The sequence below is a fragment of the Taibaiella helva genome, assembly GCF_003545695.1.
Classification (GTDB): Bacteria; Bacteroidota; Bacteroidia; order Chitinophagales; family Chitinophagaceae; genus Taibaiella; species Taibaiella helva.
This window is the reverse complement of the sequence record NZ_QUZZ01000001.1, coordinates 278,792-293,389: the sequence shown is the minus strand read 5'-3', so window position 1 is coordinate 293,389 and position 14,598 is coordinate 278,792. Positions and strand designations below refer to the sequence as shown.

The following is a 14,598-nucleotide window of genomic DNA, read 5'->3' as shown; positions in this document are numbered from 1 at the left end:
TTACCGCAGCGGGGCTTTTTGCTGCAAGGCCGCCCCGAAGGCCGGCGAGGGCAATAATATGGCTGAAACCAGCGTTTTTATAGTACTTTTGATGCAGGTATGAGCAAACTGAATTTTATCCCCGCTATTCTTTTTTCAACGCTGACAATATTTACAGCCGCAACACAAGAAGCCAGGGCCCAGAAAGGGGGGCCCGGTGTGGAACAATGGAAAGCGCTGCTGCCCTATAACCAGGTGAACAGCATAGCGACCGACGGGACAACTTTCTTTTGCGCCACCACCTCCGGCTTTTTTACCTATAACCGGGAAGACGGCTCGCTGACCCCTTATAGCAAGGTCAACGGGATGCACGATATCGGGCTGAACGGCGTTGCTTACGATGCCGCTACCGGCAGCACGGTACTGGCTTATTCCAACAGCAATATCGATATCTTCAAAAATAACACCTTTACCTTCATTCCCGAATTCAAGAGTTCTCCGGTCGCCGGCGATAAAACCATACACAGTGTTACCGCAGATAACGGCATCGGCTATCTCAGTACCGGTATCGGGCTGGTCAGGCTCAATCTCCAGAAAAAAGAAGTCAAAGAGACTATTTATTTTTACGAGAATACGCTGACGGCTGCCGTATACGCCACCATTACCGACAATACCTATATTTATTCTGCCACCAGCGTGGGGCTGTTCCGTATAGAAAAAGACAACCGGGCTATCCTGGACCAACAGGCATGGGAATTGCTCGATCCCAACAAAGGTTTCCGCTACCTGGCTACATTTGAAGGAAATGTTTATGCAGCCCAAAACGATAGCCTCTTCCGGGTTCCCCCCACCGGGCCTGCTGTATTCCTAGAAAAACTGGGGTATCCTGTAACCCATCTGGATGCCGGCCAGGGAGGCCTATGGGTAAGCACTGCCAATGCTGACGGCACTGCCGGCTTTGCCGTGCTCCGCCGTACCGATGGCTCGCGTGCCGATTCTTTCGCAACCATTTTTCCCACACAGGTCGTTCACCTCGCCAATGGCGATGTATGGTTCGGCGACGCCAGCGGCCATGCTTACCCCGACAAGCATGGTCTCAGGAAGAAAACCGACGCCACCCATTCGGAGCCTTATTTCCCCGAAGGACCTATTGTCGCCAGTTCCTTTGATGTGTGGGCATATGACGATGATGTATGGGTCGCACATGGCGGTAAAAGGCCGAGCTGGGGGCCTACCTATAACCGGGCAATGATATCGGAATACAAGAATGATACCTGGTCAAATTACCCCTGGGTACCGGGAGGAGAGTGGTTCCAGGATTTCATACGGATACTTAAGGACAGGAGCACCAACACCTTATATGCCGCCTCACTGACCGGCGGGCTCTATGAAATGGATGCTTCGGGCAATGCGAGGACTTATGGTGTGGGCTACCTCGACCCTTCTCCCGGCAGTACGCTATGCTATGTTACCGGCCTGGCGCTGGACGCCAACGGTAACCTGTGGATGAACAACTATGCCTCGGCCAGGAATGAGCTTGTCGTCAAAACGAGAGACGGCAGGTGGATCAACTGCAAAAGCATCAGCGAAAACACGGGGCATACCGCTGCCGACGTTATCGTCGATCAGAACAACCTGAAGTGGTTCATCACCTCCGGAGCCGGCGCCATTGTTTATGATGACAAAGGAACGCTGGAAGATGTATCGGACGATGACTACCGCATCTTCAGGGTGGGCGCTACCAATGGCAATCTCCCCGACAACAGCACGTTTTCCATAGCCGAGGACAAGGACGGCGCCATATGGATCGGTACGGCAAGTGGTATCGCTATCGTCAATTGCGGACAGGATGCGCTGAACTCCCAGGCCTGTCAGGCGGAGTTGCGCGTCATCCAGAACGACCAGTTTGCGGGCTATCTCTTCGAAGGACAAACGGTAAAGGCGATCGCTGTAGACGGCGCCAACCGTAAGTGGGTCGGCACTTCAAACGGGGTATGGCTGGTATCGGACGATGGCAGCAAAACCATTTACCGTTTTACCGAGCAGAACAGCCCTCTTCCTTCCAATGCCATCGAACGGATCAATATCAATCCTGTTACCGGCGATGTCTTTATTTCAACCGATAAAGGTCTGGTCATCTTCCGCAGCACCGCTACGGAAGGTACTGTCGAAAATGCCGACAAGCTTTATATCTATCCCAATCCGGTTCCTACCAACTATAATGGTATGGTAGCGGTACGCGGCGTGGCAGAAAATGCCGATGTCCGTTTCACCGATATTTCAGGACAGCTGGTTTACCGCACCAAAGCGCTGGGCGGCCAGGCGGTATGGAACTGCAAAGATTATACAGGGCGCAAAGTGCAGAGTGGTGTTTATCTTGTATTTGTCGTGAATAAGGACGGCACGCAGAAGGCTACCGGTAAGTTTATGATCCATCAGTAATTCAGGCCTTTCAGCGCTTCTACCACCAGGGAAGTGTACAGGTGCGCGCCGTTATCGTTCAGGTGAGCTACATCCCGAAAGAGCTCCGGGTGCTCCAGGAAACGCTTGTCCTGGCTGAAATCCAGGAAAGGAATACCATAGCGGCGACACAAGCCAGCGGCTCGCACGATGCTCGCCGTATTGCCAGGATACCGGCGATATACCGGCGAGACACATACCGCTACCCGCGTATGCTGCCGGCGCGTTTCTTCCAGGAGCTTTTCAAAGTAGCGTACGAGAAGCTCATCAGCAGCCTGTCCGATATGCCCCAGCTCCGGTGCCTGGTTCAGTTTTCCCTGTAAAGGCAAATATCCTTTGGCCGTATCGATGCAGGTGCTGCGCATATTGTTGAGCGCAATGTAGAACAGCTGGGAATTGAACCGGTACAGCCGCGATTGTACCTTCAGCCATTCAAATCGCGAACGCAGCTGCACTACTTCCTTTATGTAGCTGTTCTCATCATAGTGCGGCAGCAGGTGATACAGCAGCTGGCGGGCGAGTTCCTGGTCCGTGAATTCTTCAAGATTAATATCGATGATCATCATCTCGGGCGCTTTGCGGTCGCAGATGGTGCGGTAGACTGCATAGTCGTAAAGCACGCCCACGCCATCACGTCCCAGGTTGTAGCAGTCCAAGCGCAGGCCCTGCTGCAGCAAAGCGGGCACATAATGATGGTAAGCCCGGGAGGAGCCCATAACGATCAGCGGTTCGCGGCTCTTCTCAAGGGCATATACCGTTTTGTATTCGCTGCCTGACTTCACCTTCCGGTAGTAATACTCCAGCAACCGGCCCCCGGCCTGGTCCAGCACCACCAGTATACCAGTCAGCAGCAAGGCTCTCGATAGAAGTGTTTTTGTTTTTTGCTGCATCTTGTCAGAATTGGAAGTAAATGAATTGTCCGCCGTCGAATACTCCGAAGAGCAGGATCAGCAGGATAACGCCTGTGTACCAGACCAGGCGCACCCAGGCACTGCGATGCGCAGCAAAATACCAGTGGCCATGCTGCCTTTCGCGTAGGTAATCTGCTCCCAGCAGGATGCCGAGCCCCAGCGCCGAATAGACCAGCACACCCCAATTCTGAAAAGGCATCGCCACCGGATCGGTCACTATTTTATGAATAATGGCAAAAGCCTGGGCTACCGTAGCCGCCCTGAAAAAGATCCAGGAAAAGCTGACCAGCAAAAAGGTGAGCATCATGCCGGCAAGGCGGCGCCATGGTTTATGTCTATGGTGTTTTCGCTCCGGGGCAAGCAGGCTTTCCACGATCAGGTAGAGCCCGTTCAGTCCGCCCCAGATCACAAAAGTCCAGTTGGCGCCATGCCATAAGCCGCTAAGCAGGAAAACGGCCATCAAGTTGCCATAATGCCGGGCACGTCCCACGCGGCTTCCTCCCAGGGGAATATAGACATAGTCGCGAAACCAGGTCGATAACGAAATATGCCAGCGTTTCCAGAAGGTAGCTACCGACGTCGCCAGGTAGGGCCTGTTGAAATTGGTCATCAGCCGGAAGCCCATGGTACGGGCCGCTCCTATGGCAATGTAGGAATAGCCGGCGAAGTCGCAATAGATCTGGAAGGCGAAAAGTACCGTGGCCAGCAGCAGCGTGGTTCCGTTGTGCTGTCCCACGTTGCCATAGGCTGCTTCAACATAGAGCGATAGCCGGTCGGCCACCACTACTTTCATAAAAAAACCCCAGAGCATCAGGCGCAGGCCCACTGCCAGGTTGCCGGCATTGAAGGTATGCCGTTCCCTGAACTGGTGCAGGATGTTCTGCGGCCGCTCAATAGGGCCGGCAACCAGCTGGGGATAGAACATCACATAAAGCGCATAGATGCCCAGGTGGCGTTCGGCCTGCTGCCTGCCCCGGTAGACTTCTATGGTATAGCTCATGGCCTGGAAGGTATGAAAGGACAACCCGATGGGCAACAGTATCTGCAGCAGCGGCGCCGGCCTCACTTTCAGCTGCAATGCGGACAGCAGCTCGTTGACATTGCCTATAAAGAAATTATAGTATTTAAAAACGGCCAGCACCCCTACATTGGCAATAATGCTGAGCACCAGGAAGCGTTTGCGGCGCTTCCCGCCGGCTCCCTCGATATACAGGGCGGCAATATAATCGATAAGAATGGTAAAAAATAAGATGAGGATATATGCAGGAACGAAGGCGCAGTAAAAAACACAGCTGGCAATAAGCAGGTGCAGCCACCGCCAGCCATGAGGCAACAGGAAATAAATAAGCGTAACGACCGGAAAAAAAAGAAGGAAGTCGAAGGAGTTGAATAACATGGGTACTAAAATACTAAACAATGAGCAACATGTTCTACCCGCTTTACCGGCGCCGGTATTCCTTCTTCAGCAGACCGGCAACCACCAGGTCGTGCAGGGTCCCGTTCATCAGGAAGCTGTCGCGCAGTACACCTTCCACCCGAAATCCCAGCCGCTGGGCCACTGCTGCACTCTTCGTATTGCCGGGAAGATAATGCAGCTCCACCTTATTCAGCTCCAGCTGATCGAACAGATAATTGATCAGCACTCCCATACAACCGGTCATTACTCCCTTTCCCGTTTCGGCCTGTGCCAGCCAATAACCTACCTGGGCCTTCCGTAACCGGCGGTCCCATTGATGCATGCCGATGCTCCCGATAAGCTTGTCCTCACGGAAGATGCCGAAAGCGATGCTTTGCTGGTCGTACTGTTCCTGACGGGCGTTCCGGATATATTCCAGCGAGTGCATCTCCTTCAGTGTCGCATCCACCCATATCAGCCATGGTCGCAAATGGGTCCTGTTCTCTTCTACTGCGGCAAACAGCGAAGCGGCATCCTCTTCCTGGTAATTCCTTAAAACGAGACCCGGTTCTACTGTTAGTGTCATGGTGTTTGAGCAAGCTGAGCTTACCAGTCGAGCCAGAAGTTATCGTTGTCTTTTGAATTTTCGCGTTTCTCCTGCGGATGCGCCTGCTTTTCCTGCGGATGGCTATGCCTTTCCTTAGAAGTGCCATGCTTGGGCTTGTGCGCTGCAGGTTTTTCCTTTGACAGGTGCGGCTCTTTTGCGGGGGCCTGCTTTTCTTTTGCAGCAGGCGCAGGTTGGTTCCGGGAACTTTCGGCTTGCCGCTCATCCCTGGCCGGCGCCTTCTTCTTGTTGTGACGGGAATGGCGGTCCCGGTCGCCTTGCGGTGCGGGCACAGAATTGGCCGGGGCTACCGTTGCTTTGTTCTTCGGCGCGCGGAATTGTACCATCTCCGATGCCGCCGGCAGGAAGGGATGCGCCTCCACCACCGGGATGGCAAAGCCGATCAGCTTCTGGATAGCCTTCAGGTTATCTTTTTCTTCCTCGTCGCAGAAAGCGATGGCAATACCGCTGTTGCCTGCACGACCGGTACGGCCGATACGGTGCACATAAGTTTCGGGCACATCACCCAGGTCGAAGTTGATCACGTGGGTAAGATCGTCGATATCAATACCACGGGCGGCAATGTCCGTAGCGATCAGCACGCGGGTGTGGAACGATTTGAAATTACTCAGCGCCCTTTGCCGCGCATTCTGCGATTTGTTGCCATGTATGGCCTCTGCGGCAATACCGGCCTTGTGCAGGTCTTTTACCAGCTTATCGGCGCCGTGCTTGGTACGAATAAATACCAGCACCCTTTCTATCGACTTATCCTGCAACAGGTGGATCAGCAGCTTTTTCTTTTCTTTCTGATCGACAAAGTACAGGGATTGACCGATGGTCTCGGCGGTTGAAGAGACCGGAGTCACCTCTACTTTTTCCGGCTTCACCAATATGGTATTGGCCAGCTTCTGTATCTCGGGAGGCATGGTTGCTGAGAAGAAGAGGCTTTGTCTTTGTGCGGGCAACTTCGCTACCACCTTCTTTACATCATGAATGAAACCCATGTCCAGCATGCGGTCTGCTTCATCGAGCACGAAGATGCCGATGTCCTGGAGCGAAATAAAATTCTGCCCTATCAGGTCGAGCAAGCGGCCGGGAGTAGCCACCAGCACGTCGATACCGGCCTTCAGGGCCTTGACTTGAGGCCCCTGCGGCACACCTCCGAAGATAACGAGGTTGCTTACTTTAAGGTGTTTGCCATAAGTCGAGAAGCTTTCGCCAATCTGTATGGCCAGTTCGCGTGTAGGCGTGAGCACCAGCACTTTTATTTTGGGCACGCCGGGCTGCCGGGCTTGCGCCGACATGAGCTGGAGAATGGGAATGGCAAAAGCAGCGGTCTTACCGGTGCCGGTCTGCGCGCAGCCCAACAGGTCTTTTTGCCGCAGCACTATAGGTATGGCCTGCTCCTGTATCGGTGTCGGGTGGGTGTACCCTTCTTCGGATACGGCTTGCAGGATGGGGGCGATAACGCCCAGCTGATCAAATGTCGTCTTAGTCATTTTGTGGGGCGGCGGAATACTCCGGCGCCATATTATGGATTAAAAGAATAGCGCCGCGCACCGGAGCTCCGGGCGCAGCAGGGAGCAAAGGTAGGCTAAATACCAGGGATATTCTTTTTACAGTGGCAAGAGCCTATTTGAACATCTTCTGGATCACGCCGAACAAGGTGCGTACCACCGACCGCTGCACCTGCTTGCCGGCCGAGCTGTTGATGGCCCTTTCCAGCCAGGATTTTTCTTCTTTGGCTGCGGGTGTGCGCCGGGCGGTCGTTCCTGCCGGTGGCGCTACAGGAGCAGGCTCCTGCGCAGCCGAAGCTTCCATTTTCCTGTTCAGCATTTCATAAGCGCTTTCCCTGTCGGTGCTTTCATTGTATTTAGGAATAAGCTTTGACTCCCGGGTGAGGTTGTCGATCTCAGCTGTGCTGAGCACATCCATTCTTGAGCGGGGAGAGACCAGGAAGGTATGTGCCAGGGGCGTAGGCACACCTTTCTCGTTCAGCAGCGTAACAAGCGCCTCACCAATGCCCAGCTGGGTGATCAGGTCTTCCGTTTTATAAAAAGTGCTCTCCGGGTAGTTTTCGGCGGTCTGCTTAATGTCTTTGCGGTCGTTGGCGGTAAAAGCCCTCAGGGCATGCTGCAGCTTGAAGCCCAGCTGGCTCAGCACCGCGGCTGGTATGTCCTGCGGGTTCTGAGTACAAAAGAAAACGCCGACGCCTTTACTCCGGATCAGCTTCACGATCGTTTCGATCTGGGAAAGCAGCACTTTGGTCGCTTCCTTGAAGATCAGGTGGGCCTCATCAATAAACAGCACCAGCTTCGGCTTGTCCATATCCCCTTCTTCGGGCAGCGTAGCATACAGCTCGGCCAGCATCTGGAGCATAAAGGTAGAAAACAGCTTGGGCCGGTCCTGCATATCGGTAACCCTGAGCACGTGGACCATACCCCGGCCATCGGGCGCTGTACGGATCAGGTCCCGCACCTCGAAGGAGAGCTCCCCGAAAAACTGGTCGGCGCCCTGCTGCTGCAGCTCGATCACTTTACGCAGGATGGTTCCGGCAGAGGTGGTAGAGATCTTACCATAGTCTTTTTCCATATCTGCCTTTCCTTCGTCGCTGGCGTACTGGAGCACACGGCTCAGGTCTTTGAGATCCAGCAGCGGCAGGCCTTTGTCATCACAATATTTGAACAGCATGGACAGCAGGCCGGACTGGGTGTCGTTCAGGTCGAGCACCTTGGCCAGCAACACCGGGCCGAACTCGGAGACCGTGGCCCTCAGGCGGGCGCCTTTTTCCTGGCTCAGCGACAGCAGCTCCACGGGATAGGCCGCCGGCTGGTAGGTTTCCTTCAGCAGCTGGTAACGCTCCCTGATCTTATCATTTTCAACGCCGGCAGCGGCAATGCCGCTCAGGTCGCCCTTGATGTCCATCAGCAGCACCGGCACACCGGCATCGCTCAGGGCCTCGGCGATCACCTGCAGGGTCTTGGTTTTCCCTGTGCCTGTGGCGCCGGCGATCAACCCGTGGCGGTTCATCATGCCCAGCGGAAGATGCACATCAGCACCGTCAATGACAACACCGTCCAGTATGGCAACGCCTATTTTGATATGTGCTCCTTTGAAGGTATAACCGTTTTGAATAGCAGCGAGAAAAGCCTCCTGATTGGCCATAGTTCAGAAATTGATCCGTTAAAACTGGTGAGATAACCCGTCAAATTTAGAATTTATCGTTTAAACCTGCGTTAAGAATCCGGCCTTCCTTCTGCCCGCCTGCGGCAAAAAATAGCAAGAATGAACAATTTTAGCGGCCATTAGCGCGTTTATCTCCCATTCGTTAAGCCACCGGAGCAATTGAAGCGCATATGAATCATCCCTACGTAATCTTTCGTAGCAGATCATAACGCTATTTTTGTAACTTTGCCCACTTTTGTAATGACGAAAGCCTGAAATGGACAGCAAATCTTTAATAGATACTACATACCTGCCGCAGCACATTGCCATCATTATGGACGGCAACGGGCGTTGGGCCAAAGAAAAGGGTGAAGACCGTATCCATGGCCATCAGCAGGGCGTAATAAGTGTAAGGGAAGTGGTGGAAGGCTGCGGTGAGATCGGTGTGCAGTACCTTACTTTATATGCTTTCTCCACCGAAAACTGGAACCGGCCCAAATACGAAGTCGACGCGCTTATGGAATTGCTGGTCAGCACGATAAGGAAGGAAGTAGATGACCTGAAGAGGAACAATGTGCGGCTCCGCGTGATCGGCGATTTTGCTTCGCTGCCCGAGATCTGCCAGCAGGAGCTGACGGAAGGCATGGAGATCACCGCCGGATGCACCGGGCTCAATCTTATCCTGGCACTCAGCTACAGCTCCCGGTGGGAGATACTGAATGCGGTACGGCAGGTAGCCGACGCAGTGGCCGGGGGCAGCCTTACGCCGGATGGCATCGATGCCGGTACCTTCTCCCAATTCCTTTGCACCAGGGACTATCCTGATCCTGAATTGATGATCAGAACAGGAGGAGAGCACCGTATCAGCAATTTCCTCCTCTACCAGATGGCCTATACCGAACTGTACTTCAGTGATGTTCACTGGCCCGATTTTCGCAAGACCCACCTGTTCGACGCCATTTTGAACTACCAGCAGCGGGAAAGGAGATTTGGCAAAACGAGCGAGCAGGTGAAGCCCTCCTGAACCGGCAAGATCATTCAATACTTACACACCCAACGATAAAATAGCTTAACGATCTCAATGCACACTTTCAAATTCCGCTATTTCCTCAGCGTCCTTATCCTGCTTCAGTGTACCGCTTTTGTGACCATAGCGCAGATAGGAGGTGTCAGCTCTTCCAAAAATGCAGACCTGGTGATCGGGGACATCAGCGTGTCCGGCGCCAAGTATATGGATGCAGAGCTGCTGAAGACCGTTACCGGCCTGGCTCCCGGCGACAAGATCAAGCTTACGGATGACCCGGCTATCGCCAAAGCCATCCGCAATCTCTGGAACCAGCAGCTGTTCTCCGACGTATCGATCAATATTACCAAGGTGGTGGACAACAAAGCTTCGCTTGAGATCGTAGTGGCCGAGCGTCCCCGTCTCAGCCGCTTTACCTTCCGGGGCATTTCGAAGTCGCAGGAATCGGAGCTGAAAGAGAAGATAAACCTGGTGCAGAACAGGATGGTAACCGAAGCAATGAAGAAGGATATCGAGGAAAAGGTCAGGAAATTCTTTTCCGATAAAGGCTTCGTGTCAGTTAAAACAACCATCAGGGAAATAAGGGATACCGGCGCTGTACATTCGGTTGCCTTGATCATAGATATCAACAAAGGCAGCAAGATCCATATCAACCAGATCATGTTCAGCGGTAATGAGCATGTGACCGATGCAAAGCTGAAAGGCAATATGAAAGGCACCAAGGAAATGCCCCGTATCTCGCTTAAAGCCGCCGATGATAATTCGGTCTATAATGCCAACGAAAAGCGTTCCTTCAAGAACTACCTCAGGAACCAGGGCTACCTTTCCCTGAGCAAAACACTGGACGCCCTGAACCCCTATTTCCGCTGGAATATCTTTGCCGGCTCCAAATTCAATCCCAAGAAATTTGAAGAGGACAAGAGCAGCATCCTCGCTTACTACAACTCCCAGGGTTATCGCGATGCGCAAATCGTAGCGGATACCACCTATACTGTGAGCAACGGCAGCCTCAATGTGGAGCTGAAGCTGAAAGAAGGACGCAAGTACTACTTCGGCGACATTACCTGGAGCGGCAACACCAAGTATTCCGATTCGGTGCTTACGACGCTCCTGGGCATTAAAAAGGGCGATGTATTCGACCAGGAAAAGCTGGATAACCGGCTGGGCGGTATGCCCAGCATGGATGGCAGCCAGGATATCGGCAGCCTTTACATGGATGACGGCTATCTTTTCTTCCGTGTAGAGCCCACCGAGAAATCGATCGTAGGGGATACGATCAATTACCAGGTGCATATCCAGGAAGGTCCTCAGGCCACGATCAAGAATATCGGCATTTTCGGCAACGACCGTACCAACGATCACGTATTGCGGAGGGAGTTGTTTACCCTGCCCGGTTATAAATTCTCCCGTACCGACATCATCCGTTCGATACGCCAGATCTCCAACCTCGGCTTTATCGATCCTGAAAAAGTAAATCCCGTACCCAAGCCTAATCCTGCTGATGGTACGGTGGATATCGATTATAATGTAGTAGAGAAATCCAGCGACCAGCTGGAGCTCTCTGCCGGCTTCGGCGGCGGTATTGGCTTCACCGGTACCATTGGTATCGTGTTCAACAACTTCTCACTGCGCAATATCCTGAAGTTTAAAGAGTGGGATCCCCTGCCGATGGGCGATGGTCAGAAGCTGTCGATCCGTTACCAGTCCAATGGTAAGTTCTTCAACTCGGCCAACCTGTCCTTCACAGAACCCTGGCTGGGCGGCAAAAGGCCTACAGCACTTACAGTGAGTGCTGTGTACGGGCGCCAGTCCTATTCCGACGGCGGCTACTACTCAGGCGACCCCAACGATCACTACTTACGCAACTTCGGCGGTGGTGTTACCCTGAGCAAACGTTTGAAATGGCCCGACGACAACTTCGTCTTTTCCTATGGCATCAACTACCAGAACTACCTGCTGAAGGATTACGACTATTTCGTAAGTGACTTCCGCAATGGTACTGCCAACAATTTGTTTTTCCGCCTTACCCTGGCGCGTAATTCAGTAGACCAGCCGATCTATCCCAGGAGCGGTTCCAACATTAATTTCACGTTCCAGTTCACGCCGCCCTATTCACTGTTCAGCAGCACGGATTACGCCGATGCAGCGCCGTCGACAAAATACAGATGGGTAGAATACCACAAATATCGTTTCACCGCAGAATGGTACCAACGTATTGTGGGTGATCTCGTATTCAAGTTCGCAGCCAAATACGGCTTCCTGGGTTATTACAACAAGGATATCGGCTACTCGCCCTTCGAGCGTTTCAACGTGGGTGGCGATGGCCTTTCCGGCTTCAACTATTACGTGGGCCGCGACATCATTTCGCAACGTGGCTACGAATCGGGATACCCCACAGCATCGGGCTATACACCCGGGAACAACGCGGTTATCTTTAACAAGTACACCGCCGAGATCCGTTATCCCTTCTCGCTCAACCCCAGCGCAACCATTTTCGGCCTGGCTTTCGTAGAAGGTGCGAATGGCTGGCAAAGCTTTAAGGAATACAATCCCTTCAAGCTGTATCGTTCCGCCGGTGTGGGTGTGCGCGTGTACCTTCCGATGTTCGGCCTGCTGGGTCTCGACTATGGTCTTGGCTTCGATCGCCTGGGTGACGGGGTGAAATTCGGCGGCGCTACCAAGTTTACCTTTATGTTAGGTTTTGAACCGGATTAGCAGGTACGGATCCTTCCCGAAAAACGAAAAAGAAGGATTCCCTCTTAAGGAAGTACTAAGATTTTGAACTGTGCTGAGCGATCCATTAAACTTGATCTAACTTCGTCGATCTAACAAAACCATTAAATTACGAGAACCTATGAAGAAAATACTGTTGGCTATGTCGCTGGTGCTGGTAACCGGCCTGGCCGCCAAAGCGCAACGTTACTGCGTGATCGATTCGAAATATATCCTCGAAAAGATACCGGAATATACCAATGCCCAGAAACAGCTGGATGCTGCTTCCCAGGGTTGGCAGAAAGAGGTGGATGCCAAAATGCAGAACATCGACCAGATGTACAAAAGCTACCAGGCCGAGCGTCCTATGCTGTCGGAAGACGCCCGCAAAAAGCGCGAGGACGAGATCGTAGCCAAAGAGAAGGAGGCTAAAGACCTGCAGAAGAAATATTTCGGCTATGAAGGCGAGGTGTTCAAAAAACGCCAAACCCTGGTGAAGCCCATCCAGGACAAAGTATACAATGCCGTGCAGCAGTATGCCCAATCACGCAGCTTCGATATGGTATACGATAAGGCCGGCGGTATCACCATCTTTTACGCGGACCCCAAGCTGGATAAAAGCGATGAGATCCTGAAATTGATTCCGGGTGTAAAATAATTAGTGTAACTTCGCTGCAATTTTTAAAAATTCAATATAACAAAAACCACGTTCCACCCCCGGGGGTAAAAGGAACAGTACACAAAAACAAGAGATTACAAAATGAAGAAAATCATTTTTTTGCTTGCTCTCGGAATGACTATTGGTTTTGGAGCCAGTGCACAGAAAAAAACAGGCTACATTAACTCTCGTGAACTGCTGGAAACGATGCCTGAAGCCCGTAAAGCCGACTCCAGCCTGACCAAATACGGCAAGGAGCTGGAAGATCAGCTGAAAGCCATGGCAGCGGATGCACAAAATAAATTCAAGGCCTACCAGGACGGGGCAAAGACCATGTCTGACGCCGTAAAAGAAGTGAAGGAAAAAGAGCTGACCGATCTGCAGAACAGGATCGAAGAGTTCAGGCAGGGCGCCGACGAAAAAATGGGCAAGAAAAGAGAAGACCTGTTCAAACCTATTCTCGATAAAGCCCAAAAGGCAATTAAAGACGTGGGCAGCGAAGGCGGCTACGACTATATCTTCGACGGCACACAGCTGCTGTACGCCAAAGAAAGCGAAAACATTATGCCCCAGGTAAAAGCTAAGCTGGGTATCAAGTAATCACCTGTTTTTTTAGAAATAAAAGAAGTCAAGTTTTCATGAAAACTTGACTTCTTTTATTTTCAGTAATTCCCGATTGTGAAATAACTTTTCCTGATTTTGATATTCTTTACAATCTCGTGACATTAGTTTTGTGGCAATAGTTTAAATCGAAAAATATTGCCATGCTTCGTAAGCTCTTCTCTCTCGGTCTGCTTTCCATTACCTTATACTCCTGCACCTCTGCAACCGGCGAGCAAGCCGGCAAAGAGAAAGAAGCAACCGGTACATCCAACGTACGCATTGTTTCCCTGAGCGGCGCCGTATCCGAAACACTGGCCGCCCTGGGTATGGAAAATAACCTGGCCGGTATCGATGTTACCAGCACCTACCCTGCTTCTATCCAATCCAAACCTAAGGTCGGTAATACCCACAACCTGAATGTTGAATCCATCCTGGCGCTTAAGCCCGATTATGTGATCGGCATGAAAGAGAGGGGTATTAAGCCCGAACAGGCTACGCAGCTGCAGCAGGCGGGTATCAAGGTATGGGTCATCGAGCAGGAATATTCTGTAGCCGGTACCAAAAAATTCATTACCCAGCTGGCCGACTCTTTCCATCGGGAAGACGCCGGTAAAAAGCTGCTTGCTGCAATTGATTCTGCATACGCCGTACTGCCCGCCTATACTGCAAAGCCATCCGTGATGTTTATTTATGCCCGTGGCGCCGGCGCTTTGTCGGTTTGCGGCCGCAATATGCCGATGGCCACTATGATCGAGCTGGCAGGTGGTACCAATGCCGCCGGCGATGTAGAAGGATTCAAGCCGCTTACTGCCGAGTCGGTGGTTAAAGCGGATCCCGATGCGATCCTGCTGTTCAGCTCGGGCATGCAAAGCCTGGACGGTCCCGAAGGTATGCTGAAAGTTCCCGGCGTTGCCCAGACAAAAGCCGGCAAGAACAAACATTTTATCGTGATGGATGGAGAGCTCCTTTCCGGCTTCGGCCCCAGGGTCGTGGATGCCATCAGGGAGCTGGGCGAAAAAATACATGCTGCCGGGGCAGTGCAAAAAGTGGCTGCGAAGTAAGCAGGCATACATCTTGGATTCAGAA

11 protein-coding genes are annotated in these 14,598 nt (G+C 52.4%); 6 read left to right on the top strand and 5 right to left on the bottom strand.

Annotation, left to right across the window (positions count from 1 at the left end; translation table 11 throughout):
- The first annotated feature begins 99 nt into the window (after positions 1–99).
- A complete protein-coding gene (porZ, locus tag DZC79_RS01250) occupies positions 100–2,421 on the top strand; it encodes a type IX secretion system anionic LPS delivery protein PorZ (RefSeq protein WP_118949726.1) in 2,322 nt (773 codons plus the stop codon).
- On the opposite strand, the gene DZC79_RS01245 is transcribed toward porZ, so the two are convergent.
- From DZC79_RS01245 to DZC79_RS01225, 5 genes are all read right to left on the bottom strand, one after another.
- A complete protein-coding gene (locus DZC79_RS01245; RefSeq protein WP_118949725.1) occupies positions 2,415–3,329 on the bottom strand; it encodes a hypothetical protein in 915 nt (304 codons plus the stop codon). The two genes, porZ and DZC79_RS01245, sit on opposite strands and share 7 nt — an antisense overlap.
- A gap of 4 nt (positions 3,330–3,333) precedes the next feature.
- Positions 3,334–4,746 (bottom strand): MBOAT family O-acyltransferase, encoded by a 1,413-nt coding sequence (locus DZC79_RS01240; RefSeq protein ID WP_118949724.1) that lies wholly within the window; start codon positions 4,744–4,746, stop codon positions 3,334–3,336.
- A gap of 43 nt (positions 4,747–4,789) precedes the next feature.
- Positions 4,790–5,332: a GNAT family N-acetyltransferase gene (locus tag DZC79_RS01235; protein ID WP_118949723.1), complete on the bottom strand. Its 543-nt coding sequence runs from the start codon at positions 5,330–5,332 to the stop codon at positions 4,790–4,792.
- A gap of 20 nt (positions 5,333–5,352) precedes the next feature.
- A complete protein-coding gene (locus DZC79_RS01230; RefSeq protein WP_118949722.1) occupies positions 5,353–6,849 on the bottom strand; it encodes a DEAD/DEAH box helicase in 1,497 nt (498 codons plus the stop codon).
- A 133-nt stretch (positions 6,850–6,982) separates the two neighbouring features.
- A complete protein-coding gene (locus tag DZC79_RS01225; RefSeq protein WP_118949721.1) occupies positions 6,983–8,515 on the bottom strand; it encodes a helicase HerA-like domain-containing protein in 1,533 nt (510 codons plus the stop codon).
- A 277-nt stretch (positions 8,516–8,792) separates the two neighbouring features.
- Between DZC79_RS01225 and DZC79_RS01220 the strand changes: the two genes are divergently transcribed.
- From DZC79_RS01220 to DZC79_RS01200, 5 genes are all read left to right on the top strand, one after another.
- Positions 8,793–9,539 carry an isoprenyl transferase gene (locus tag DZC79_RS01220; protein ID WP_118949720.1) on the top strand — a complete coding sequence of 249 codons (747 nt, stop codon included), beginning with the start codon at positions 8,793–8,795 and terminating at the stop codon, positions 9,537–9,539.
- 57 nt (positions 9,540–9,596) lie between these two features.
- A complete protein-coding gene (locus tag DZC79_RS01215; protein ID WP_118949719.1) occupies positions 9,597–12,254 on the top strand; it encodes a BamA/OMP85 family outer membrane protein in 2,658 nt (885 codons plus the stop codon).
- A 139-nt stretch (positions 12,255–12,393) separates the two neighbouring features.
- Positions 12,394–12,909 carry an OmpH family outer membrane protein gene (locus DZC79_RS01210; RefSeq protein ID WP_118949718.1) on the top strand — a complete coding sequence of 172 codons (516 nt, stop codon included), beginning with the start codon at positions 12,394–12,396 and terminating at the stop codon, positions 12,907–12,909.
- 102 nt (positions 12,910–13,011) lie between these two features.
- Positions 13,012–13,509 (top strand): OmpH family outer membrane protein, encoded by a 498-nt coding sequence (locus DZC79_RS01205; RefSeq protein WP_118949717.1) that lies wholly within the window; start codon positions 13,012–13,014, stop codon positions 13,507–13,509.
- 164 nt (positions 13,510–13,673) lie between these two features.
- The gene (locus DZC79_RS01200) at positions 13,674–14,573 is read left to right on the top strand and encodes a heme/hemin ABC transporter substrate-binding protein (protein WP_118949716.1); all 900 of its coding nucleotides are present in this window, start codon (positions 13,674–13,676) and stop codon (positions 14,571–14,573) included.
- The last annotated feature ends 25 nt before the right edge of the window (positions 14,574–14,598 follow it).

Coding starts and splice junctions, on each gene's coding strand:
- DZC79_RS01215 (WP_118949719.1), top strand. CDS start 9,597: ATGCACACTTTCAAATTCCGCTATTTCCTCAGCGTCCTTATCCTGCTT.
- DZC79_RS01210 (WP_118949718.1), top strand. CDS start 12,394: ATGAAGAAAATACTGTTGGCTATGTCGCTGGTGCTGGTAACCGGCCTG.
- DZC79_RS01220 (WP_118949720.1), top strand. CDS start 8,793: ATGGACAGCAAATCTTTAATAGATACTACATACCTGCCGCAGCACATT.
- DZC79_RS01235 (WP_118949723.1), bottom strand. CDS start 5,332: ATGACACTAACAGTAGAACCGGGTCTCGTTTTAAGGAATTACCAGGAA.
- DZC79_RS01225 (WP_118949721.1), bottom strand. CDS start 8,515: ATGGCCAATCAGGAGGCTTTTCTCGCTGCTATTCAAAACGGTTATACC.
- porZ (WP_118949726.1), top strand. CDS start 100: ATGAGCAAACTGAATTTTATCCCCGCTATTCTTTTTTCAACGCTGACA.
- DZC79_RS01240 (WP_118949724.1), bottom strand. CDS start 4,746: ATGTTATTCAACTCCTTCGACTTCCTTCTTTTTTTTCCGGTCGTTACG.
- DZC79_RS01205 (WP_118949717.1), top strand. CDS start 13,012: ATGAAGAAAATCATTTTTTTGCTTGCTCTCGGAATGACTATTGGTTTT.
- DZC79_RS01200 (WP_118949716.1), top strand. CDS start 13,674: ATGCTTCGTAAGCTCTTCTCTCTCGGTCTGCTTTCCATTACCTTATAC.
- DZC79_RS01245 (WP_118949725.1), bottom strand. CDS start 3,329: ATGCAGCAAAAAACAAAAACACTTCTATCGAGAGCCTTGCTGCTGACT.
- DZC79_RS01230 (WP_118949722.1), bottom strand. CDS start 6,849: ATGACTAAGACGACATTTGATCAGCTGGGCGTTATCGCCCCCATCCTG.